The organism is Micromonospora narathiwatensis (assembly GCF_900089605.1).
Lineage (GTDB): Bacteria > Actinomycetota > Actinomycetes > Mycobacteriales > Micromonosporaceae > Micromonospora > Micromonospora narathiwatensis.
In genome coordinates, this window is sequence record NZ_LT594324.1 from 1,195,004 (window position 1) to 1,217,211 (window position 22,208).

General features: G+C 66.9%; 22 protein-coding genes and 1 pseudogene. 17 read left to right on the forward strand and 6 right to left on the reverse strand.

Annotated features, from left to right (window positions below; genetic code table 11):
- Positions 1-245 precede the first annotated feature (245 nt).
- From GA0070621_RS05355 to GA0070621_RS29405, 4 genes are all read right to left on the reverse strand, one after another.
- Positions 246-869 (reverse strand): hypothetical protein, encoded by a 624-nt coding sequence (locus tag GA0070621_RS05355; RefSeq protein WP_091192041.1) that lies wholly within the window; start codon positions 867-869, stop codon positions 246-248.
- 10 nt (positions 870-879) lie between these two features.
- Complete coding sequence (locus tag GA0070621_RS05360) at positions 880-1,923, reverse strand: tyrosine-type recombinase/integrase (protein WP_091192043.1); 1,044 nt, start codon at positions 1,921-1,923, stop codon at positions 880-882.
- Between the two features lie 194 nt (positions 1,924-2,117).
- The gene (locus GA0070621_RS05365) at positions 2,118-2,939 is read right to left on the reverse strand and encodes a hypothetical protein (protein ID WP_091192045.1); all 822 of its coding nucleotides are present in this window, start codon (positions 2,937-2,939) and stop codon (positions 2,118-2,120) included.
- 260 nt (positions 2,940-3,199) lie between these two features.
- Positions 3,200-3,496: a hypothetical protein gene (locus GA0070621_RS29405; RefSeq protein ID WP_157739850.1), complete on the reverse strand. Its 297-nt coding sequence runs from the start codon at positions 3,494-3,496 to the stop codon at positions 3,200-3,202.
- A gap of 140 nt (positions 3,497-3,636) precedes the next feature.
- On the opposite strand from GA0070621_RS29405, the gene GA0070621_RS05375 reads away from it, so the two are divergent.
- The 5 genes from GA0070621_RS05375 (at position 3,637) to GA0070621_RS05395 (ending at position 8,312) form a co-directional block, all read left to right on the forward strand.
- A complete protein-coding gene (locus GA0070621_RS05375) occupies positions 3,637-4,659 on the forward strand; it encodes a hypothetical protein (RefSeq protein WP_091192046.1) in 1,023 nt (340 codons plus the stop codon).
- A 210-nt stretch (positions 4,660-4,869) separates the two neighbouring features.
- Positions 4,870-5,640 (forward strand): CBS domain-containing protein, encoded by a 771-nt coding sequence (locus GA0070621_RS05380; RefSeq protein ID WP_091192048.1) that lies wholly within the window; start codon positions 4,870-4,872, stop codon positions 5,638-5,640.
- Complete coding sequence (locus tag GA0070621_RS05385) at positions 5,637-6,773, forward strand: DEAD/DEAH box helicase (protein ID WP_091192049.1); 1,137 nt, start codon at positions 5,637-5,639, stop codon at positions 6,771-6,773. Before GA0070621_RS05380 ends, GA0070621_RS05385 begins: the two co-directional genes overlap by 4 nt.
- A gap of 58 nt (positions 6,774-6,831) precedes the next feature.
- Complete coding sequence (locus GA0070621_RS05390; RefSeq protein ID WP_091192050.1) at positions 6,832-7,356, forward strand: hypothetical protein; 525 nt, start codon at positions 6,832-6,834, stop codon at positions 7,354-7,356.
- A gap of 218 nt (positions 7,357-7,574) precedes the next feature.
- A complete protein-coding gene (locus GA0070621_RS05395; protein WP_157739851.1) occupies positions 7,575-8,312 on the forward strand; it encodes a hypothetical protein in 738 nt (245 codons plus the stop codon).
- Between the two features lie 235 nt (positions 8,313-8,547).
- Here GA0070621_RS05395 and GA0070621_RS05400 read toward each other — a convergent pair whose 3' ends face one another.
- The gene (locus GA0070621_RS05400; protein ID WP_157739852.1) at positions 8,548-8,844 is read right to left on the reverse strand and encodes a hypothetical protein; all 297 of its coding nucleotides are present in this window, start codon (positions 8,842-8,844) and stop codon (positions 8,548-8,550) included.
- 235 nt (positions 8,845-9,079) lie between these two features.
- On the opposite strand from GA0070621_RS05400, the gene GA0070621_RS05405 reads away from it, so the two are divergent.
- The 8 genes from GA0070621_RS05405 (at position 9,080) to GA0070621_RS05430 (ending at position 17,556) form a co-directional block, all read left to right on the forward strand.
- A complete protein-coding gene (locus GA0070621_RS05405; protein ID WP_091192054.1) occupies positions 9,080-9,376 on the forward strand; it encodes a hypothetical protein in 297 nt (98 codons plus the stop codon).
- Positions 9,377-9,900: 524 nt separating this feature from the next.
- Positions 9,901-10,155, forward strand: a complete 255-nt coding sequence (locus tag GA0070621_RS29410) for a hypothetical protein (RefSeq protein WP_157739853.1) — start codon at positions 9,901-9,903, stop codon at positions 10,153-10,155.
- Complete coding sequence (locus GA0070621_RS05410) at positions 10,152-13,622, forward strand: CHAT domain-containing tetratricopeptide repeat protein (protein ID WP_157739854.1); 3,471 nt, start codon at positions 10,152-10,154, stop codon at positions 13,620-13,622. Before GA0070621_RS29410 ends, GA0070621_RS05410 begins: the two co-directional genes overlap by 4 nt.
- A 17-nt stretch (positions 13,623-13,639) precedes the next feature.
- Entirely contained in the window at positions 13,640-13,933 is a 294-nt protein-coding gene (locus GA0070621_RS05415) for a hypothetical protein (RefSeq protein ID WP_091192058.1), read from the forward strand.
- Positions 13,930-14,562: a hypothetical protein gene (locus GA0070621_RS05420; protein WP_091192059.1), complete on the forward strand. Its 633-nt coding sequence runs from the start codon at positions 13,930-13,932 to the stop codon at positions 14,560-14,562. The genes GA0070621_RS05415 and GA0070621_RS05420 overlap by 4 nt, the downstream gene beginning before the upstream one ends.
- Positions 14,563-15,155: 593 nt before the next feature.
- Positions 15,156-15,653 (forward strand): beta/alpha barrel domain-containing protein, encoded by a 498-nt coding sequence (locus GA0070621_RS29415; protein ID WP_157739855.1) that lies wholly within the window; start codon positions 15,156-15,158, stop codon positions 15,651-15,653.
- Between the two features lie 253 nt (positions 15,654-15,906).
- On the forward strand, positions 15,907-16,551 hold the full coding sequence (locus tag GA0070621_RS05425) for a hypothetical protein (protein WP_091192061.1): 645 nt from the start codon (positions 15,907-15,909) through the stop codon (positions 16,549-16,551).
- 3 nt (positions 16,552-16,554) lie between these two features.
- Positions 16,555-17,556: a hypothetical protein gene (locus GA0070621_RS05430; protein ID WP_157739856.1), complete on the forward strand. Its 1,002-nt coding sequence runs from the start codon at positions 16,555-16,557 to the stop codon at positions 17,554-17,556.
- A gap of 127 nt (positions 17,557-17,683) precedes the next feature.
- On the opposite strand, the gene GA0070621_RS05435 is transcribed toward GA0070621_RS05430, so the two are convergent.
- The gene (locus GA0070621_RS05435) at positions 17,684-18,580 is read right to left on the reverse strand and encodes a hypothetical protein (RefSeq protein ID WP_091192064.1); all 897 of its coding nucleotides are present in this window, start codon (positions 18,578-18,580) and stop codon (positions 17,684-17,686) included.
- A gap of 485 nt (positions 18,581-19,065) precedes the next feature.
- Between GA0070621_RS05435 and GA0070621_RS05440 the strand changes: the two genes are divergently transcribed.
- From GA0070621_RS05440 to GA0070621_RS05455, 4 genes and pseudogenes are all read left to right on the forward strand, one after another.
- Positions 19,066-19,797, forward strand: a complete 732-nt coding sequence (locus GA0070621_RS05440; protein WP_157739857.1) for a hypothetical protein — start codon at positions 19,066-19,068, stop codon at positions 19,795-19,797.
- Between the two features lie 154 nt (positions 19,798-19,951).
- Positions 19,952-20,260 carry an Imm1 family immunity protein gene (locus GA0070621_RS05445; protein WP_091192068.1) on the forward strand — a complete coding sequence of 103 codons (309 nt, stop codon included), beginning with the start codon at positions 19,952-19,954 and terminating at the stop codon, positions 20,258-20,260.
- Between the two features lie 194 nt (positions 20,261-20,454).
- Positions 20,455-21,458, forward strand: a pseudogene (locus tag GA0070621_RS05450) (IS5 family transposase).
- A gap of 49 nt (positions 21,459-21,507) precedes the next feature.
- Entirely contained in the window at positions 21,508-21,996 is a 489-nt protein-coding gene (locus GA0070621_RS05455; RefSeq protein ID WP_157739858.1) for a DUF6584 family protein, read from the forward strand.
- Positions 21,997-22,208 lie beyond the last annotated feature (212 nt).

Sequence of the window (22,208 nt, forward strand, 5' to 3'; positions counted from 1 at the left end):
AGTGAAGCATCTGAACTCTGGTTGAGGTCAACAGGAACTTGCCAAGATCGGACATCCGCTCTTCGGCACGCGCGTGCACGGGGATCGAGCCGACGCCTGCGCCGGACATCTACGGAGAGTGACGGGAGTTCCTGCCTTCCGGCGAGCCCGCTCGGCGGCGGATCCGGATACGTGACCTTGGCAAATCCGCTCGGCGGTGGTGGCAACAGCCGTGACGGTGACCCTCGGGTCGTGGACCAGGCCGGTCAGGCGGCCGGTTCGCTGGTGGGCGACCGGTGGCCTCCGTGACACGCGACCAACGCGTCTGCCACGATTTCAGCGTCAGCTTCTGCGACGTCCGCCGGGTACTCCGGTAGCAGGTCGTCCCAGACGACCAGCCACGACCCCCACAATTGGGCCTGCCCCTCGGGCCGAGCGAAGAACCAAACGTGCAGGTGGGCGCCACCATCTCCGATGCGGTAGACGTGGGCCCGCGAGATGTGCGGCAGTGCCTGCATGTGGCGGACGATTCGAGTGCTCAACAGCCCCAGTTCGGCGGCCAGTTCGTCAGGTAGATCCGCCATGTCGTAGTGATCGCGCGGATACAGCATGAGCACCAGCGGGACGCCCACTCCCGGAATCCGGACCAGCCGCCAGTGATCGTTGATCCAGATCCCTTCGTCCCGGTCGCGGCAGGCGTTGCAGTCCGACGGATCCTCGCCGTGCCGCGTGGGCTCCGGGAGCACCGGCGGGCGCAACGGCGCTACGCGCAGTCCGTCCGGCTCGAACGGACTGATCTCCCATCCCGTCATGCGTGCCAACGGGAGCCGGCGCTCGCTGTCCGCGACGGCGACTGCGTGGTCATAGAACTCGTCCGGTCGTAAGGCCATGCGGCGAAGACTAGTACGACAGGATTCCAAGTGATCGATAGCCCCGTTGTGGCTGCCAGGCACCGCCGACGGTCTCGTACTCGATGGTCCGGATGAACCCGAAGCATCCGCTCGTCGGCAAAGCCGCGAGCGCTTGCCACGTCCCGGAGGCCATGTACGCGGCCAGAATGTAGTTGGGGTGCCGGTCGAGGTTCTTGCGGGCACGGTCATAGCGCATCGTGGTTCGCGGGTCGGCGTGGCGGGCGGCGATCTGCACGTCGCGGAGGCTGACGCCGGCATCGAGCATGGTGGTCACGAAGGTGTGGCGGAGCATGTGGGGATGCATCCTCGGCATCCGGATGCCCGCCGTGTCGGCCAGGTGCTTGAGTCGGCGGGTGGCGGCGTGCCGGTCCATCCGCCGACCGTGGGTGTTGCGCAGGATCGGCCCGCTGGTGCGCTCGTCAACGGCCCTGTCGATGGCCCTGGCGACCGCGGGTGGCAGTGGGACGAGCACGACCTTGCCGCCCTTGCCGCGTACGCGCAGGACCCGGTGGCCGTGTTCCTCGCCCAGGTCCGCGATATTCGACCCGCAGGCTTCGAAGATCCGCAAGCCGAGCAGGCCCAGCAGTGCGACCAGGGCGAAGTCGTTCGGATTCGAGGACTGTCGGGCGGTGGTGATCAGAGCCTCAAACTGCAGGTGCCCCAGTCCGAGGGTCGGTGACTCAGCCGGCACCGTGGGCCGGCGAACGTAGTCGGCCGGCGAGTGCTCCAGGATGGCGTCGATGACGCAGACCCGATAGAACCCGACCACGACCGACAGCCGGCGGGACACTGTCGAGGGTTGATACTGGCGTACGTCCTGCAGCCAGCGCACATACCGCTCGATGTCCACCCGAACCGCCGTCAGCGGGTCAAGACCATGGTCGCTGCACCAGCGGAGGAAAACGCGCAGGTCGGACTCGGTATGGACGCGAGTCTGGCCACGGTAACGGCCCAGGAAGGCGGATACCGCGGCTCGCACAACGAGTTGATCGGCAGACACGACACCGGAAGCGGGAGCAGGATAGGCAGCCATACATCACCGTGCGTCACCACCGGTGATGAACGCCAGCACGCCGGGAGCGGCAGATGATTGAACCAGGTTACGCCGGATCGGGCGTCGAGACGGGCCGGCATCGACGGCGTGCTCTCCCTGATGTTGGGCCGACTGGGCGTCGGTTAGCTTCACCTGTGCGTCGCCGACGAGGACAGCAGCGATCGCGAGCCGTGTCATAGATCGCTGATGTAGATGACCACCACGTCGAACGGTGGCGCCGGTCGAAGCACCGATGCCGGCTCGGCCTCGGTGTACAGCCACATCCGGTGTGGCCTCCAGTTCAGGATCCCGCCGGTCTCGCGGTGGCCAGAAAAGGTGTCTGGCCCGGGCTGGAGCGGCCAACCACGGCTGCGAAGGTGCTCGACCAGCCGAGTAACGGTCGCTGCCCGGCCGGCACCATCGCCGGCCGTCACCACGAACTTCGCCATGCATGCGCCGCCGTTGCCAGCTTCGGCGCAGGTGTCGGCCGACACCAGGCGCAGCGACGCCGGCAGCGGAAGGACCTCGTCGTCGCGGGCAGGGAACCGCAGCGCACCATCACCGTCGGTTTGAATGAGGCCGAGCACGCAGCCGCACAGCAGCAACACGGTGGCCAATGTCGCCACGGAGGCGACCCACCGCGCTTTGCCCGCCGCCAGCTTCCACCCAACTCCCTGGTCAACCACCCACAGGTCGACGATCAACGCGGCCAAGCACACGACGCCAACCACCCACCACACCATGAACCAGTCGAGCCAGGGCGCGGCAATCAGGCTGCCGGGCCATTGCGAGACGGCGAACGTGGAAGCCAGCACGGCGACGAGGGCAACTCCAACACTCATGCCGACCGCCCTGCCACTACGGCTGCCCCACACCCAGGCGCCGACAACGATCAGGCCGTACACCGCCGCCACTACAGCGACCAGGGGCGCACCCTGCCCAAGCGGCAGCACCACCAGCCCAGCGCCGCCCGCGCTCACCCACCAACGCCAGCCGCCGCCTTCCACCATCGCCACGACGGAACCCTAAAGCCATCATCAAGGTGGCCGCCATGCGCCATGACAGGAGCTCGGTGCGGCACTTCCTCTTGCCAGGGACCAACTGCCCCGCGTTCATCACCACAACAAGGGGCGAAGTGCCCGGATCGCGGCTAGATGTACGTACCTGATCAAGCTGGTACAGGCATTGTCGCCGGATGGCGGACCGTTGGGCTTCCGGGGAACTGGTGTGTATGGATCGCATCGAGGGTCGTTGCTGGCTGGACTGGTGGGCGAACTCATCCACCCTGCTTGGCAGCGCTGAGATCGCGGTGGTCATTGCTGCCACCGACGGCGGCTGGCATGCCCGAGGCCACCTGGTTAGCGACGATGACGAGGAGCGCGAGGGGTTCGCCTTCCTCTGCGACCTCGATCCCGTCTTCATGCTGAGATTCGAAGATGTAAGCACGATCCCCGTAGCCGTGCACAGCCTCGATGAAGAGGGATGGTTCGTCCTGACCGAAATACACCGGGCCGGCGCAGCGGTCGATCGACCATCGGATCAAGCTGTAGTCTGCGCCGTCGCTCGGGCGCATGTGAAGGTGCGGCTGGCGAGGAAAGAGCTGCAACGCGATCTGACAGCGGATTCGTATAGGCAGCTTGTATCTTCCCTGTCCTCTGCGGGCTGCGGTTCAGATCCCGGCCTGAGCCGCAGCCGGGCGGGTAGGGTCGCGCGGTGAGCAGCTTTCCTGCCCAGGCTGGCCGGGTCCGTGACGTCGACCTGCCGGTGCGACGCCGGCTGCTCGCATTGCGCGAATGCGCCCTGCACTTCTCGCCGTACGGGTTCCGCGCCACCTGGCATCACCTGGTGGTCAACGCCGGCCTGCCTGTGTGTTTGGAGGAGGATCCGGACTCGCTGCTGCGCGCCGTCGATGAGCTTGACGAAGCACGGCAGATTTGGCTTGCCGACACACATGCGTTCACCGCGCGGCGACGGCAGGAGAAGGCCGCGGGCCGGCGCAATCCGCGCCGTGAAGACGCGTGGCATACCTGGCCGGGGTGGTTGGCGTTCTGCCCGGATCCGGAGATACATCCACGGGAGCGCCTGGCAATCGTGGTGCACCGCCTGATCGTCGCGTACCGTTCCGAGGCGGTGCCTTCAGAGGTGTGCCCGGCCTGTAATGCCCTACGCCCGTCACTGCCGTGCCCGAGTTGCGGGGTGTGCTCCTGGAACCCGCAGGCGTACCCCTGGAACCCGGCAGGTGTCCGGCCACCTGGACCGCCCGACACGGGGCTGCCTTGGCAACTGATCTGGCACCGCGCGGTACGGCAGGGAACAACGATCGGTGGCGGTCGCATCGGCGAGTTCCGGGCGGAATTTACACCGACCAGCCAGGACCGGCTGTTCGGGATCTTCCAGGTCTACGTACGTGGCGTTGCACTCGGCGACGGGACGACTACCGCCCTCTACCCCCACTTTCTGAATCTACGGGACCTGCTCGACACAGCCGAACTGCCGGGCTCACGGGAACCACAGCCACTGAGTCTCGGCGACACGTTCGACCACCTGCAGATGAGCCTGGAGACTACTGACGAGGACACGATCTTTGTTCTCGCCACACGCCAAGGGTGGGGTGACCCACCGCCGTGGGCGCCGCAGGCCGGCAGGAGGATGCGATTGATGGTGCGGCGCTCGGAGGTGGTCAACGCGTGGCACGAGACAGAATCAGGGTTTCGCCAGTTGCTAACCTGGCGGTAGCGCTGCTGACGGCGATCGCCCGGCGGCGCGGCCGTTAATGGAAAGCTCGATCTCGTCGGCGTCCGTGTAGACGTTGAGGTCGCGGCCAGTCGATACCATGCAGGCTTCCTGGCCATCACCGACGGCGCCGCCTGACCCGGGCCCCGGTGGACGAGCCGCCGGTCAGGCTGGCACCATCGCGGGGTGATCGGGTCACCGGCGGTGCCTGGGATGGACATCAGGTTCGTCCGGGTTCGCGAGCTCGTCCCAGACGATCAGGAGATCCTTGACGTCCTGGTGGGAACGCCGGTCGCCGATGCTTTGCGCCTGATGCGCTCGCACAATGTGGACCAGTTGCCCGTCCGGACCTCGCACGGTCACGTGGTCGGGGTGTTCAGCCATCGGTCACTAGCCCGGGGCCTCCCGTATGTCCCGGGGCAGAACCCGCTGGTGGCGCCGGTGGACGATCTGGTTGAGGATCTGCCCTTCGTGGCGTCGTCGGAGCGGATGGAAAAAGTGCTCGAGCCGCTGGCCACCGACAACGCGGTCCTTATCGGCGATGAGGAGCGGCTGCTCGCCGTCGTGACACCCGCCGATCTCAACCGGTTCCTGTGGCGGCGTACCCAGCCGTTCCTGCTGCTGCGGGACATCGAGCTTGGCGTACGCGACCTGATGAGCTCTTGCTGTGCCGCTGACGACCTGGCAGCGTCGATCACCGCAGCGCTGCCCGCGGATGTCGAGGTTGCGAAGCCCCGCCTGGAGAACCTGACCTGGTCCCAGCTCACCACAGTGCTGCTACACGACGCCAACTTTGGCCGGTTCTTTCGGCACCGCTTCGGGCGGAACCGGGGGATCGTGAAGGTCACCCTGGAACCAGTCCGCGAGATCAGGAACAAGGTGTTCCACTTCCGTGGCGAGATCCTGCCCGAGGAGGTGCAGAGCTTGTCCGAGGCCGTGACCTGGGTCCGGCGCCGCGCCATCATGAGCGGTGGCGGCCGGTGAGGTACCTGTACGTGCATCAGCGAGACCTGTTGGAAAAGCTCCGGGACCCGTCGTGCCCGCGGGCCGGTGTGGTCCTCGCACCCCCCGGCGCTGGCATCCGCACCGCTGTCCTCCAGCACGCGGCCGCCGTCGCCCCGACGTCGCTTGTGATGGTGGTGACGCGGACCGTCGTAGAGGCCCGCCAGTGGGCCGTCCGGCTCGCGGACCGGGGCGTGGTGGTGCGACTGCTCGCCGGCGCCCCCGACGCGCTGGAACTGCTGGAGAGCCTCGACCACCCGCGGGATGGCGTTATCGTGACGACCTTCAGCCGGCTGCAGAGCGGACCGAGCCGGCGGGCGCTGGCAAGCGTGCGCCCCGACCTGCTGATATGGGACGACCCGGCCGCCTCGCTGCCGGTCCAGCTCGGTGACCAGGCTCGACAGGTGGTGGTCTTGGCCTCCCCTGGCGACGGGCAGCGTTGGGCACAGTGGCCGGTGCTGCTGGCCGTCGGCACCGAGGTCTTGCCCGATCGCGGCCACCCGACCGTGCGTGAGGTGCCGTTCGAGGTGAGCCGCGAGGAACTGGAACTCCGCACGGAGGCTCGGGCGCTGCTCCGGAGCCTCGGCGTCAAGCCCCCGCAGCCGTGGAGCGACAGCTTGCCGTCGTTGCACGCCTGGTTGCTGGCGCGTGCTACGGAGGCAGGCGAGCACCTGTCCACCCGAGTATGGGCGGTCCTCGACCGGATCGAGAATGTGCCGCCCGACGACGATCGACGGGACGTCCTGCGCCGCACGCTCGCCGGAGTCGCATCGCTGTCCCGGCCCTGCCTCGTCGTCGCTCCCACGCCCGCCGACGCCGTCTATACCGCCGACCAGCTCGCCGGGTCGGCGTTAGCGCCGGTTCCCGTCATCGACGCGACGCTATCCGCAGCGGACAGGCGAGGCGTGCTGGCTGGCCTCGCGCTGGGGCAATGCGTGGTCGCCACTCCTGTCCTGGACGACGTGTGGCACGAGCTGCCGATCGGCTGCGTCCTCGTACTGCTGCCCTTCCCAGATGGGAGCGGCCTGCCGGGCCGGATCGTGGACGCCGTGGAGGACATCCCGGGGCTCGACATCATCCGGCTGCGGGAGGTCCCGTCCCCCGCCGCCGGATGAGGCCCTGCGCGACCCGGCCTGCCGGTCACAGAGCGCATCCACCGGCTAAGGTCGGCACGTGTCGATGCGCTGGCGCCTGCTCGACGAGGAAACCGCTGCCATCCTCATCGCCTGCACGGACGTCGATGGGCTTTTCGTTGACCGCGTGTTCCCGCACGAGCCGCTGTACGAGCGCTACACCCTGTTGGCCTGCGCGCCGTCCGGACTGCTTCTCGGCGCGATCGACGGCACGGGGCCGGCCTGGTTCGGCAACTTCGTCGTCGAGGGCACACACATCCCTGGCCGGGCGGCGAGCGAAAGGTGCGGGGACTCCTGCTGGGAGTGCTACGAGAGCATGAAGGAACTGCTCGACGTCCGGGTCGTCGGCCACCGGCCCGTCGCGGACGGGTCCGGTCTGCTTGACATCGAACTCGAAGGCCATCGTCGCGACGACGACAGCAATGGTGGCGGCAGCGTCGCGCCCGCTGTCTTCGGTTACCGGCTGTTCGTGTGGTCGACGGCGAACGGATCCAGCGAGGAAACACAAGTTGCAGCATCGCCACCAGAACACGGCGGCGCTGCTCCACCATCGCAGAACCTATGACGCGGACCGACGGCTCGGTGCACCTGGTCTCCGCGTTCGCCGACTGGTCCGAGCGCACTACTTTCGGCATGTCCGGGAGCTGGCGGCCCAACTCGCTCTGACGCTCTGTAGCGCGTTGATCGCGGCTGAAAAAGTGAAACGTCGACGCGAGTAGGCCGCTGGCGTACCGACCTGTGCTCGGGAGCGGGGCCGCCGGGATCGGCTTTATCATTCGGGGCGTGCCGACTTACGAGGAACTGACAGAACTGAGCCGTCTGCCGGACCCGTCTACCCTGCTGTTCAGCGCACGGTTGGGCGCGCCAGCGGAGGGCGAGCCGGGCCGCCGCGAAGCGGTCGAGCACTGGTCCTTCCTCGCGGGCCGTGACGGCTACACCGTCACGCCGCTGGACACGCGTTCCGGGCATGGCAGTGCCACGTACTGCGGTGACGTGGATATCGACGGGCTGGTCTACCAGGTGCACCGCGGCCCACGCCGACGGATCGTGCAGGCATGGATGGACAGCGAGGGCGCTTGGCAGGGCAGGTTCGTGCTCGACGACGCGATCTGGGCGGTACCCGTACCGCCGGAGCCGGAAGCGATCGACTGCCCGTGGTGCGCGGACGGCCCGCCGGACACGCTTAGGTTGGCTGGTTCGGGGCCGGTCGACGGCATCTTCTCGGTCTGGGTGGCCGAGCACGCTGATGGCACCGGGCGCGGGATCGTCATCCAGCACGACCCCCATAAGGACGAGCCCGACACCGTGTGCTTCGAGCCCGTCCACAGTGTGGTGGAGGCTGGCCTCCGCAAGTGGGCGCTGTCCGACGACGAGCTGGCCCTGCAGTTCACCGAGGATGCTGCCAGCGAGCTGGAGATCCCCGACGTCGATGGCTGGCTGCGGTTTCGGCTCGCGGTGAAGCCGGCGGCGCGGCGTAAGCTGCGGGCCGGGCTGGGGAGGATACTCCAGCTGTCCAGTTGACGGCCCGCGCGTATGGGTGCGTCCTCTGCGGCATGTCCGTGAAATCGGCGCAAGATGGCGCCACTGGCACCCGGTCCTGCTCCCGCCGTTGCCGATGCGCCAGCGGTTCAGGCGAAGTCGGGATGGTCGAGATCGACCGTCACCGAGTTGCCCAAGTTGTTGGTGAACGTGGCGAGCCTGCCGCGCACCTCCGCCTTCTCGAACGGGTTGGAGTCGGTCAGCGCCGCGATCCAGATCAGGTTCCGGTCCTTGTCCAGCCGGGCGAAGAAGCCTTCGGAGCCGTGAGCTCCTTCGCCGCCGCAGAACCGTCCGGTATGGGGACGTCCGCGCCGTGGTGGATGTCGACGTGGGTCATATTGTCGGGGTCTTCACCCAGCATGGCATCCAGGTCGAGCGGCGGGCCGAGATCGAACCAGTCCAGCCTCGCTCCGCCGCCCAGCTCGACAGCGCGTGCAGAGCCATCCGCCCGGAAGAGGCTGTCCCACCCAGGCGCGAGCCCCTCGGCCCACAGTTGAACGACCTTGGTGACCACCCCTCGCCTCCTCTGTCTTCCACCCAACTGCTCGAACCAGCCCTGCCAGTATGGGCAGCCCTTCTCGTCGCGTTCGCGCTTGCTCGGCATTCGTCTCTCTGCGGCGCACGCCTCGTGGCAGTTGCGGACGCGTGGCTCGCTGGCTCGGATTCAACCCGAAGGCCAGCGACCGTTGCCGACGCGAGCGGTGGTTGGAGATCCTGTTGGCTTACGGGCACGGTTGGAAGGAGATCCGATGGCGATCGGGAGTGAGCAGCGCCGCCAGGAACGCAAACCTCGTATTGAGGTGCTGTTCGCTTCCCGGGAGGTCGAGGCCGCGCTCGATTTGCTGCACCTCACGGACATGGCGTGGCACGACTGCTACGGCCTGCGTGAACTTGAGATACCCCCGCAGGTCCTCGACGACGTGCTGCTGCTAGCGCATGGGAATCTTGCGATGCTCATTCGCGTCGCTCGGGAGGCCGTCCTGGACTTTCGCGACGTCCGGGTAGCCGCCGATCACGAGCGTGCGAAAGCCAGTAACAGTCTCTGAGTTGGGTTCCGCTCCGCCTGGGTGTGCGCAGATTTGGAACCGAGGCGCCCTATCATCGGCATGTGCGGGCGTCTGGGCCAGCCGGGGGAGGCCCTGCGGCCTGTCTCGGATGTTCACGAAGGCGTCGGCCTGACAGTGGCGGCGGCGGCCGGAAGCGTGCGCTCACATCGGCTGCTCGTGACCGTCATATAGGCGTGTTAGCGAGGAGTTCCGCCACCAGGTTGGCCCCGGGTGGCAGCCCGGGGCCGATCCAGTCCAGGTAGGTTGGCTGTCAGCTGAGCGGAATGGTGCCGCGCAAATGCAGCTCGGGTTGGGTATCGGGCTGTGTCGATCCCGACACACACCCAAAGCCAACGCTCCAGGTCAAGCTCGATTTCGAGGTGTTGATCTTCGAGGCGACTCAAACCCCAACGCTGCACACATCGTCGCCATTGCGAGGAGCCAAGGGGGCGGGTGGGCAGGCGCGGAGCCGTCGGGAAGGGCGGGGACCCCGGCGGTTGCTGGGGATGGGCAGAATGCCAAGGGTGGATCTACGGCGAGCACTCGACATCGTTGCCCAGCCTTGGACGTACTCCGACGTAAGCGATGCCCAACTCTGCGCCGACGTGCAGGCGTACGCCGATGACGACCTCGGTGTGCGGCACGTTCCCGCACTCGGCGGCGGGGCGGCGGTGCGGCCGATGGATGTTCTGCTGCGGCTGGCAGCGGCGACGAATCCGCAGTACCAGACAGATCTGTACAAGCCCGCATTGGTACCGGCCGGAATGAGACGACAGTGAACGAAGTGCCTAGTGCTGATGAAGCCGCCGAGGCGGAGGCTGTCGAGCGTTTCCGGAAGGCGTCGACGGAAGGTCACTCGCTGCAGGCGAGGTACTTGAATGACGTATATGCCGTATCTATCGACTCGTACCTTCGCACCGGGGAGCGGGCGCTGCTGGACCAGGCCCTGCAGGCAGCGCGGGCGGGGCTTTTGGCCGCCGAGTGCGATCTGCTGGACCGGTCGTTGGCGCTGTGCAACCTGGCCAACGCGCTAAAACAGTCATATGAACTCACCGATGACCTGACGGACCTTGATCGTGCGGTCAACGCGCTGACCGCCGCTGCGGAAGCCTCACCACGGCAACACTTCGACCACGCGATGATCCAGTCCAGCCTGGGTGATGCCCTACTGTCGCGGTTCGACCGCTTGGGCAACCGCGATGATCTGGATCGTGCCATCGAAGCCGCAGCGGCGGCCACCCGTACAGCTTGGGAGGGCGATCTACTTAGAACGATGTACTTCGAGCGCCTCAGCGCGGCTCACTGCCGACGATGGGCGCGCACCGGTAACGGATCCGGCCTAGACGCTGCGGTGTCAGCGGCCCGGGATAGCGTTCGAACCGCAGCCCGGGGAAGCCACGAGGCCGCGGTGGCTACGTCGAGGCTGAGCATCGCACTGCTGGAGCGATTCAAGCACCGCACGAATCGGTTGGATCTCGACGCTGCGATCAACGCGGCCCGGGAGGCGGTCAGGATGACCGCCGACAGCGAACACCCAGATGCCGTCGTCCTCCAACAGGCCAGTTTCGCGCTGACTGCGCGCCATGCATTGACTGGCGCGAAGGAAGACATCGACGAGGCGATCGAAGCCGCAGCCGCAGCAGTCGATGCAACCCCGGAGGACAGCCGCATACGGACGGAGTGCCAGTCCATCCTTGGTTCGCTGTATCACGAGCGCTTCTCCAGGCATGGCACACGCGCGGATCTCGACCGTGCGGTGGAGTTTCAACAGTTGGTCGTGCAGGCCGTGCCTGCCGACCACGCCACACGCGCTGCCTACCTGTCCAACCTCGGCCTGGCGCTCAAGGACCGCTACCAGTGGCGCGGCGACCTAGCCGACCTCGACTCGGCAATCGTGTTCTTGGCCGAGGCGGTCGATAGGACCCCCCTCGACGATCCCGACCGGGCCGCCTCCCTTACCAACTTGGCATTGGCCCTAGAAGGTCGGTACGAAGCTGCCCATCGCGACGAGGACGCCCGAAATGCGGTCGCGGCGGCGCGGGAGGCCGTTTCGGTAACTCCGCTGGGGCATCCGGCGGCACCGGGCCGGCTGTCCAACCTCAGCGGGGCACTAAACGCCCTTCACCAGGTCACTGGATCGGCCGACACGCTGCGGCAGGCGGTCCAGGTCTGCCAGGAGGCCGTCGACGCGACGCCGGATCCGCATGCGGATTTGCCAGGCCGGCTGTCCAACCTCGGGATGCTGCTGCAACAACTCGCCGACGTGACAGCCGACCCGGAGCTACTGAGACGTTCGTTGGCGGCCAACCTGCGCGCCGTGGAGGCGACCCCGGACAACCATCCCGACGCGGTGGGGCGCCAGCTCAACCTGGCCAGCGCCGAACGGTCCCGCTTCCTACGCACCCGCGACCCGGCTGCGGCGGAAGTCGCGATGCGGCGCTTTGCGGCGGCGGCGCAAAGTCGGTCCGGCCCGCCGTCGGCTCGCATCGATGCCGCCGTTGCATGGGGTGAGCTGGCCGTCGACGGCGCAGCGCCGGAGACGGCGGCCGAAGCACACCGGCTCGCGTTGGCACTTCAGTCCGACCTTGTCTCGTACGGCCTCGCCCGCGACGCCAGGGAGCGGCACCTGGCCGAGCGCGTGGGTCTGGGCTCCGACGGCGGCGCGTGCGAGATTATGGCTGGGCACCCTGGTAGGGCAGTCGAACTGATCGAGCAAGGGCGGGCCGTGCTGTGGTCCCAGCAGCTCGACCTGCGGCAGGATCTGACCGCTCTGCGGGCTGTCGCCCCGGATCTTGCTGACGGCCTAGAAAAGGTAAATGTGGAGCTGCGCGAGCTTGAGCTGGCGTACCGGCACGGGCAGCAGGGCTATGAGGCGATCGTGTCCGGCCAGGCTGCGACGAACAGCGGACCGTCGATGCACAGGGAACGGCCGGTCGACCACGTCCGCTGGACCCGGGACGCGACAAACCTTGCCGCTGACCGGCGGGAGGCGCTTGCCCGCGAGCGGGACGAGATCGTTGGCAAGATCCGCGCAAATCCGGGCTTCGAGGACTTCCAACGGCCACCGCGCCTTGAGACGCTGCTGCCAGCCGCCGATCGCGGGCCCGTCGTGATCGTGAACGTGAGCCGATGGCGGTGCGATGCCCTCCTCGTACACAAAAGTGGCGTAACCGCACGGAAGCTGGACGGTCTCACCCTGAACGAGGCCGCTTCGCGAGCCAACGCCTATCTGGGCGTGCTACAAGCCGCCGAACTCGCCGATCAGGCGTATCTAGCCGTACGCGAGCCAGCCGGCGACGAGTCGCCGCGCGAGGCGGCAAAGCGACACCGCGCGGCGGCGAAGGCTGTCGAGGCCGCCTACCAGAAAGTCGACGAAACCCTCGCCGATCTGCAGGCCTGGATGTGGGACGCCATCGCCGGACCGGTGCTCGACCAGCTCGGCCTGACCGGAACGCCCGACGGCCCGGCGGAATCCTGGCCGCGCGTCTGGTGGTGCCTGACCGGGCCCCTGACCGTCCTTCCCGTGCACACCGCTGGCTACCACGGCCGACCCGGTGGGCGCACCGTGCTCGACCGGGTCGTCTCCTCCTACACACCGACGTTGCGAGCCCTCGCCGACGCCCGATGCGACGACGGCCAACGTGACGATGACACCCACGACCGCCTCCTGCTCGTCGACGTTCCCGACCTGCCGGGGCTGGTGCCCATCGACAACGCCGACGAGCAGAAGGCACTGCTCACCGCCTTTCCCGAGCAACGGCGCACAGTCCTCGACACCTCGATAGCCACGCCAGTTGCTGTGCGAGCCGAGCTGTCCGGGCACCGATGGGTGCACTTCAGCTGCCATGGCGACCAGCACCTCAACGACCCGTCCCGCGGCGGGCTACTGCTGCGCGACGGCATGCTGACCGTAGCCGACATAACCGCAGGCGAGTTCCGCGGCGACTTCGCCGGCCTGTCCGCCTGCAAGACCGCGGTCGGCGGCGTCAACCTGCCCGACGAGGCGATTACCCTGGCGGCGGCGCTGCACTACACGGGCTACCGGCACGTCATCGCGGCCCTGTGGTCGGTGGACAACCAGGCATCCGCCGAGGTGTTCCGCGCGCTCTACCGGACTATCGCCACCGAAGGGAGACTCGATCCGGACATGGCGCCGGCAGCGCTACACGAAGCGCTGCGGTTCGCACGTGACCGGCGGCCCGAGTGGCCGCATCGCTGGACCCCGTTCATCCACACCGGACCGTGACTCACGGAGATGCCTTGATGCCCGTCCCGTTCGCCGAAACCACCGACGACTCGTACGCCGAAAAGTTCGCGGCCAACTGCAAGACACGCGACACCCGACGCGGCGTCGAGCTGATCGGCACCTGCCCGCGCTGCGACCACGAGATCGGCCTCCCGCTGCCCGACCGGGTGTTCCTGAATAGCGGCACCCCATCCGCGTCGAAGTACACGCCGGTGCTCTGCAACTGCAACGGCGACCACGCCGACCGTCCCGTTGGCGAAGAGGGCTGCGGCGCGTACTGGAACCTCAATCTCGCGGAGGAGAAGGCATGACCGTGACGGTCAGCGCCGGACCGCCGGCCCAACCCGCGGACCGGGCCCGGGCCAAGGCCCTACAGGATCTGCAAGCGGACGAGCTGGACCGTATCCGAGCCGGCGCCGTCGCCTGGCGCAACGGCCTCGGCGCCCTGCTGGCCAGCCTCCTCGGCTTCAGCCTGGTCAAGGGCCGCGAGGACGTCACCCAGCTACGCCCGTCCTACGCGATCGCGGTCGGTTCGTTGCTGCTGGCCGCCCTGATCGTCGGCGCGGCCGCCGCCGTGCTCGTCATGCGCGCCGCACACGGGCGGCCGTACTCGGCGGCCCTGCCCGGTAACGACGTGCCCGATCCGGCGGCCGCCGCCCGGCGGATCGAGGCCGACCGCTCGGAGCGTGCCCTCGGCTGGGGCGTGCGGCTGGTGTTCGGCTGCGTCGCCCTGCTGACCTCTGCGGTTGCAGTGACCTGGTACGGCCCGGAGAAGGACAAGCCTCGTATCGAGGTGCAGATGCTCGATAACTCGCGCTGGTGTGGAGAAGTTGTTTTGGTACGGACGGGATGGTTGACCATCAAGACCGCCAAGGGGCAAGTTGCGGTCGACCTCAGCAAGACCGCGACCGTCGCCGCCACCGATGCCTGCCCGAACTGACCATCTGCCGGAGGACCGCCGTTGGAGCGACTGCGGAACGCGTTGCGGATGTGGCTGGGCAGCGGGATTCACCGCGCGGCAGGTGCCAACCGCTGCTCCCAGCGGGCAACCAGTCTGGCTACAGGGCCTATGAGTTCCAGCGGAGGGGTTGTCGTCGACAAGCCATTATTTGTCGCTGACAAGAGTTGCCTACGCCCAGGCCCTCAATCCCACGAGGTTTGTTCACCCGAGTCGCACTCGCTGTGCGCCGTCCCAGCGCACGCATCGTGAAAATGAACGCGGCGCCCGAGATCAGCCCTCGGGCGCCGCAATGCTCCCTACACACCCACACTGCCAGGAGCCACTGTGAAGCCTAGCGGCTTTGAACAGCATCCGGAAGACCTCTGGAGCAGCCTCAACATGAGGCCACGTCGCTCGATAACTGTTAGACACTTCGTGATAGCGGTTGCGGTAACCGGCACGGCTTATCTGGTTCGCCAACGCACGGGAGACGAAATACTTACCCTACTCAGCATGCCCATGGCGCAGGGGTTCTTCTCCTACTGGATCACCGACTGAGCGGAGATCCGACGGGCCAAACACCGAGGACTCTCATGACCGATTGGATAGTTCGGATTGTTTTTGCCAGCACCCCACCTGTGATCAAGGCCTCCAAGACACGAAGGAGCCCGGCAGTACTGGAATGGAAGGTGGTCGATCAACGGACTGACGCGATGTTGGTGGCAACCCAGGTGATTCGTCGCAGAACGGCCGGGTCTGCGCTGTCAAGCGCTGCACAGACACTGGAGTGGATCCGGTCGGCCGCAGACGAAGCAGTCGATCCCGTATCGATCTCAGTCCGACCTGAAGGTGCACCGGAAGAGGTGCCGGAACTTGTGACCATCGCCGAAATAGCCGCACATCTCGGCGTTTCACGGCAACGAGCCCAGCAGTTATCAAAGCAGTCCTGGTTCCCGCGCCCTGTAGCTCGAACGAGGAGTGGGCCGATTTACACCCTTGCCGAAGTGCAGCAGGTGCAGCGCATGCGCGAGACCGTAAAGGGCAGAAACTATGCATTTTTTGCACCAGGCCGTACCGATGATAGCGCTTGACAGAAACATGCGGGGGTCCGCGCGGCGACGTGCGCGGCGACCGTTTCCGGGCCGGGCCGGGCGTGGCGCTCCAGGGAGCGGACGCAGGCGCGCCGGGAGCGGGAGAGCAGAGTGGCGGCCGGAGAATACCTTGATGCCTCTGGGTACCTCTTCGTACGGTGAGCCTCCGCCCGCGATGAGCCGGGCCATCCCGTCCGTCGCTGCGGAAAACTCTCCCAGCGTCGGCTTGGCGTTGCAGGACAGAGGGGCGTGAATGCAGATCGCGGGGAGCGTCGATGTCGATGCGGCGATGAAGGAACTCCGCGAGGCGCGGGCGGTCTTCCACTCGGAGGCGGACTTTCAGCACGCCTTTGCCTGGGCGGTGCACCGCCTCGACAGCACTGTCCAGGTCCGACTTGAGGTGAGGCAGGACGCGCGCGAGTACCTCGACCTGCTCTGTTTCGGTCCCCAGGGCCGGCGGACGGCCATCGAGTTCAAGTACTTTACAGCCCGCTGGGAGGGCGTCGACCCCGACACCGGGGAGGAGTTCCGCCTGCGCACTCATGCCGCCTCCGACGTGGCACGCCGTGACTTCGTATTCGACATTGTCCGGCTGGAGCAGTTCTGTCGCGCCAGCAAGGTGCCGATGGATGGCCTGGCGCTGATGCTCACCAACTATCGCGGTCTGTGGGAGCCGCCGGTCCGGAGCCGACGGACTCGGGACCACGAGTTCCGCATCCACGAGGGCCGACGGCTGACGGGCACGCTTCGCTGGGGCATGGAGGACGACCACCACCTGCCGAACCAGCGCGAGCTGGCCGGCCACTACCCCCTGATCTGGCGGGACTTCGCCCGGCTCGACGGCCGCAACGGCTCCCTTCGCTGGCTGCCCGTGCCCGTAGATGCACCCGGAACCTGACTTATGACCACGGCACGACAGGAAGCGGCCCCAATGCCCCACCGGAAACCGTTCACGGCCAGGTGTCACACCCATCAGTTTCCCGCCGGAGTGATTTCGCCGCGCGCGGTATTGACGTTCACCACCGACGACCTCGTACACGCGCTGTTCACCACCGGCCGCGCACCCGGTGACCGGTTCTCCCACGGCCTGGCCTCGGTTTGGGAGCTGATCCACCGGGCATCGCTCATCCCTGCGTACGTCCGCCGTAGCGATGGGGGAGGGCTGGTTAGGTCCGCCCTGGCGCGGGAGCTGGACCGGTCGGAGAAGGGATCGCTGTCGTACGCCCTTGGACAGGCGATGACCGGCATCTTCTGCCGACACAAGCTGGACGTCGTCTACCTGCTGCACACCGACCGGTACGCCAGCCGGTACGGCGTGACATTCGGTGTCACCAGGAAGCGTCCCGATCTCTTCGGCTGGAGTCACCAGGGGTGGGTGGTCGCCGAGGCCAAAGGACGCTCCAACACGATGGAAGCGAGCCTGGCCACCGACCTGGCGGCGCAGAAGCGCGCTATCAAATCCATTGAGGGGCAACGACCGTGGCTTGCCCTGGGCTGCGTCGCCTCCTTCCCACCCCACCGACACGAACTGGCCGTTGACGCGGTCGACCCGTCCGAGGATGGAGCGGCGTCCGTCGACGTCGACCTTGACCTCGACCGATACCTGCTGGCGTACTATGAGCCGTTCGTGGCGGCCATCGACGCCGGGACACCCGACATCCAGGACCAGCGCTACCTCGCCGCCCGCTTCGACCTCCTCGACCTGCGGATCGGCCTGCGCCGCGACATCGCCGCCCGGGTCCGGGCAGCTGTGCAAGGAAACGTGGCGGGCCTTCACGCATCGATGCTCGATCTGCTGGGCGCAGACTTTCAGACGAACGAGGCGGCGACGGTGTTCTCCGACGGCACGCTGGTTGGCACAAACTGGGAAGAGGCTCTCACCCTCAACGACTGGTACTTCTGACCGGCGCCGGTGGCAGACGGCCCTGCTCCCGCGGCGGCCCGACCAATCGCCGGGACGGAGCTGAGGCGGAGGCCGGCGAGCTGGGCGTAGATCTCGCGCTTGGCGGTGGCTTGTGGCCGACCTCTTATTAGATGCAGTCCGGCGTGCCGCCACGGATGGCGTCCGTCGCCGACGACCGTGTCACGAGACTGAACAGGCTTCGTTGCAGCAGGGTTGGTGGCAGTTGGCAGGGGCTGCCTTTGGCGATGATGTCGTTGGCGATGTGCTCCACTTTCGGCGGGTATCCGCTGGCGATGACCGTGGCGTAGTCATCGGTGCTGCCCACTAGCATGACGCTGCGTCGCCTGCCGCCGTCGTCGATGTTGAGGCGGACAAGCCCGTCGAGCAGTCGGCCCACGGTGATGCGTTGGAAATAGTCGCGGGCCGGGGACGAGGCGAAGCGCTGGTCCCTGCTGGTGAGGACGATTGAGGTAGCGGTGATTGTCAGCAGAGCGATGAGCGCTAACGCCAGGGCTCGGAAGCGCCGTCGCCTGATGGCGACCACGGCGAACGCGAGACTCAGCACGCCTAGCTGCGGTGCGACGTAGTTGAGCGGGACGAAGATCGAGAGCATCGAACCGACTGCGATTGCGGTCCAGCCCGCTCGACGAGCGGTCCAGGAGGACCACCGACGCAAGCCGAAGTAGGTAAACACTGCGCCGAGGAGCGGCAGGATGAGGGGGATGAGCGCGACGGCCAGGACGACCGGGCTGCCCTGCTGGAGCAGCGCGCGCAGGATCGCCGGCTGATCCAGCATGCCGAACGTGAGCACGATGATCAGCGGCGGGGTGAGGGCGCCGATCGTGGGCAGTATGTCGCCCGGCCACGTGGGCTCCACCGGCGTGCTGACGTGGGAGGCCTGCCAGGTATCGCCGGTGCGGGCGAGGACGAGGTGCTCGACGTGGATCCGGTGGTCGCTGCCTGGCACAGCGGTGCCGTACCGGGCGCGCATCTGTTGGCTGAGTCTGCGGGGCACGTGGGGCACGGGGCCACCGTAGGGGGTTGGGGCAAGGTCGATGCCGCTGACAACCAGTTCAGCGGGCCGCGGGTAGCCCGTCGTCCTGCAGTTGGATTCCAGGAGCGGGGCCCCAGATGGCATCCGGGGCCCCGCTCGGTCCAGGTAGAGTGGCTGTCAGCTGAGCGGAATGGTGCCGTGCAAGCGCAGCTCGGGTTGGGTATCGGGCTGTGTCGATCCCGACACACACCCAAAGCCAACACTCCAGGTCAAGCTCGATTTCGAGGTGTTGATCTTCGAGGCGACTCGAACCCCAACGCGTGCTTGTCAGTGCACGTCCTCTCCTCGATATGTCCGCGCGACGGTCGGGTTGCCGAGGCCCCAGCGCGAACGGCCCGCGGCCATGACAGGATGCGCGCTTGGTCGACAGGGCGGCAGAATCCCGGGTGGAACCCGAGGTGTTGCACCAGGCAGCCCGCCGATACCTTATGCGGAGGTACGACGAGCTGGCCAACGTGTACGCGGAGCTGCCCAACCAGGGCCGGGCGATAGACGACTACCACTACACGCCGGAGGCTCGGCGCATCTTCCCTAGATACAACATCGTCGAGGCGATGCTTGGACAGGTCGAACGGCTCGACCCAGACCGGCTACCCAACTTTGCCGACCTCTCGGCCGCGTTGCTTCGCGCGGCCAACGACGCCCAGTCGCTGGTCAAACCACAAGGCAAGGCCGAGGCTGAGGTAATCCGCGACGAGCGCCAGATGTTCGCCGCCGCCATCCGCGGCTGGACTTCGGAATCCGACATCGACATCGAGCCGCTGGGATATCGCCGCGTGTTGACGGCCGAGGAGTCGTCGGACTGGCGGCAACGCCTGCAGGAGCGATGGGGGCTGAACGTCCTTGCCTGGCACCCGATGCTGGCAACTCCTGTGCCAGCCGAGGTTCTGGTGCTGCAGGAGGCGTACATGTGGGATGAGCAGGGTGCCGCCCGAGTTCGCCAGGTGCTACAGGACGCGGGCGGCCGACGGGTCGCTGAGCTGCGTGAATACGGCGCTGACTACCTGGTCGACCTCGATCTGTTCGCGCCTCGATATACCGGTGCCGAGGGCGTATGGAGCGATAACAGCCTTGCCTGGATCGCCTACGCCTCACATGAAGGAACCGTAGCGTTCGGTGGGCTGCTGGCCACCGCCCTTACCGCCCGATGGCCCGATGTCCGCCGATGGCACTGGTCCGGCTGGTAGCCCGACCTCCTGACCTCAACTCCGGGCCAGCCGAAGGAACGTCCTCATCTCCGCACGTCCGGACGCCGACGACCGTCAACGAAGTCACCTTCGGTGACGAGCGCTTCGCGGCAGAAGAGGATGCTGCGCCAGGCAGGCCGATAGCCTGGCGGACATGATGGAGGGGTGGCGTCTGCAGGGTCACCATGATCCCTTAGCCGGCGACCAGGGACAGCTGTTGGCTGTCGTGACCAACGGGACCCGTGCCCTGGTTATGGTCCTTGACGAGCCCGGCGATGCCGGCGAGCACGCGATCGACCCGACGGCGACCGGCAAGCAGGGCGGATATGTGTTGAGCAACGGACAGCACGAGACCTACGACGCCCAGGATACAGTTCCGCTGGAACAAGCCCTCGTGATCGTCGAACACCTCATCGATCACGGTCGGCCGCCTACCGGAGTTGGCTGGCACGTCGACCGGTAAGAACCGCACCCCGCCCGATCAGCGGCATGTCCGTGCGTTTCCCGCTCGTCGTTGCGTCGCGGGGTGGGGCCTGAGTAGTCCCCTCGCGTTGCGTGGCCGTCGGATACTCACTCGATCTAGGGTGCGTATCGAGTTGCGATCAATCTATGGGATTGGCCCCTGGGGTCGAGGCTTGATGCTGTAGATCGTCTTGCATGACGCGGGTGCAACTGTCCGATTCGGAGTGGGAGTTCATCGAGCCTTACCTGCCGATCGGCAGGTTCGGCCCGTACCCCGAGCGGTTGAGACAGCAGTTCGAGGGCGTGATCTGGCGGTTCAGGACGGGCGGGCAGTGGCGGGAGATGCCGAGGGAGTTCGGCGCTTGGTCGACCGTCCACAACCGCTTCCGGCAGTGGAGGGACACGGGTGTCTTCGAGGCCCTGCTGGAGGGCTTGATCGCGGAAGCGGCGAAGCGCGGCGAGGTGGACTTGTCCCTGGTCAGCGTGGACTCCACCACCGCCCGGGCCCATCACGACGCTGCTGGGATGCACCTCGGCCAGGATGTCGCCGCCGCCTTGGAGAAGGCTGCCGCTGAGGAGGAGAAGGCCCGACAAAAGGGGACGATCTGGAAGGGCGAGACGGGCAGAATGGTGGAAACGAACCTGAGCGGGAAGAACGGCGACGTATCCGGCGTCGGCACAAGCTCAGGCTGAAGGCTGCCCTGCTCGGGCGCTCAAGGGGCGGGCAGACCAGCAAGGTCCACCTCGCCGCCGACCGAAAGTGCCGCCCGCTGGTGTTCGTCCTGACCGCGGGGCAGGCCGCGGACAGCCCACAGTTCGTCCCCGTGCTCAAGAAAATACGGGTTCGGGGGCCGGTCGGCCGCCCCCGCACCCGGCCCGACGCGGTCGCCGGGGACAAGGCCTACTCGTCCCGCGGCAACCGCGCCTACCTACGGACACACCACATCATGGCAGTCATCCCGGAGAAGAGGGACCAGGCCGCGAACCGGAAGAAGAAGGGCAGCCAGGGCGGCCGACCCGTCAGCCACGACGCCGACCTCTACAAGGAGCGGAACACCGTTGAGCGCCTGATCAACAAGCTGAAGGACTGGCGAGGCATCGCCACCCGGTACGACAAGACCCCCGAAAGCTACCTCGCCGGTCTCCACCTCCGCGCCTCCATGATCTGGATCAAGGACCTCACGCAGACCACTCCTTGATCACAACCAAATACGCGCCCTAGCGCGACGCGGCTGGCACGATCGCGGGGTGAGCGACGGACTAGCACGTGCGCGCGCCGATCTAGCTGCCGGTCGTCCCTGGAAGGCGCTTGACCGGCTGAACGGCGTCCTTGCGCATCGTCAGGATCACGAGGTGCTCGACCTTCTGGCCACGGTTCACTACGAGATGCGAGACCTGCCCGCCTCAGGTGCTCTTTGGTTCGTCCTTGGCCGCGACGATGAGGCAGCACAACGCTCGATCTCGGCCTGGTCGGAGCAGCACCGGAGTGACATCGCACGTTGGCACAGCATCCCCGGCCCGGTCCGGCGCAAAGTCAGCACCGAGCAGCTAGAAGGCCTGAGGCGAGCGGCCCGGCAAGCGGACAAGGGCGGAACGCGGGACATTGCCCCGGTTGGCGAACCCAGCGCACGGTGGGAGGGGATCGTGTTCGGGGGATGCGCCATCACTGCCGTTGTCTGGTTCCTAGCGATGGTGGGCATCGGGATGTGGACGGTCTTCCGTTGGATATGGGATTGACTGTCTTCGAGGTGCCGCAACATATCCCGAGCCGCTGCCCCTGACACCTGCCGCGTAACGGCACCACTGCTCGCCGTACTCGTCACGTGACGTCGCTCCGGAAGCCAGAGGTGCGCGATCATCGGCAGATCAGGAAGCCGCTAGGAACAGCCCGCCGTCACCCAACGTAACGATTGACTCGTTCGCATCCCGACGTCGTCTGGCTCACTCGC

What these genes read in the sequence shown, in the direction of transcription:
- GA0070621_RS05355 (WP_091192041.1), bottom strand. Translation starts at nt 869, where the DNA reads ATGGCCTTACGACCGGACGAGTTCTATGACCACGCAGTCGCCGTCGCG.
- GA0070621_RS05360 (WP_091192043.1), bottom strand. Translation starts at nt 1,923, where the DNA reads ATGGCTGCCTATCCTGCTCCCGCTTCCGGTGTCGTGTCTGCCGATCAA.
- GA0070621_RS29405 (WP_157739850.1), bottom strand. Translation starts at nt 3,496, where the DNA reads ATGCGCCCGAGCGACGGCGCAGACTACAGCTTGATCCGATGGTCGATC.
- GA0070621_RS05380 (WP_091192048.1), top strand. Translation starts at nt 4,870, where the DNA reads ATGGACATCAGGTTCGTCCGGGTTCGCGAGCTCGTCCCAGACGATCAG.
- GA0070621_RS05405 (WP_091192054.1), top strand. Translation starts at nt 9,080, where the DNA reads ATGGCGATCGGGAGTGAGCAGCGCCGCCAGGAACGCAAACCTCGTATT.
- GA0070621_RS05415 (WP_091192058.1), top strand. Translation starts at nt 13,640, where the DNA reads ATGCCCGTCCCGTTCGCCGAAACCACCGACGACTCGTACGCCGAAAAG.
- GA0070621_RS05420 (WP_091192059.1), top strand. Translation starts at nt 13,930, where the DNA reads ATGACCGTGACGGTCAGCGCCGGACCGCCGGCCCAACCCGCGGACCGG.
- GA0070621_RS29415 (WP_157739855.1), top strand. Translation starts at nt 15,156, where the DNA reads ATGACCGATTGGATAGTTCGGATTGTTTTTGCCAGCACCCCACCTGTG.
- GA0070621_RS05425 (WP_091192061.1), top strand. Translation starts at nt 15,907, where the DNA reads ATGCAGATCGCGGGGAGCGTCGATGTCGATGCGGCGATGAAGGAACTC.
- GA0070621_RS05430 (WP_157739856.1), top strand. Translation starts at nt 16,555, where the DNA reads ATGACCACGGCACGACAGGAAGCGGCCCCAATGCCCCACCGGAAACCG.
- GA0070621_RS05445 (WP_091192068.1), top strand. Translation starts at nt 19,952, where the DNA reads ATGATGGAGGGGTGGCGTCTGCAGGGTCACCATGATCCCTTAGCCGGC.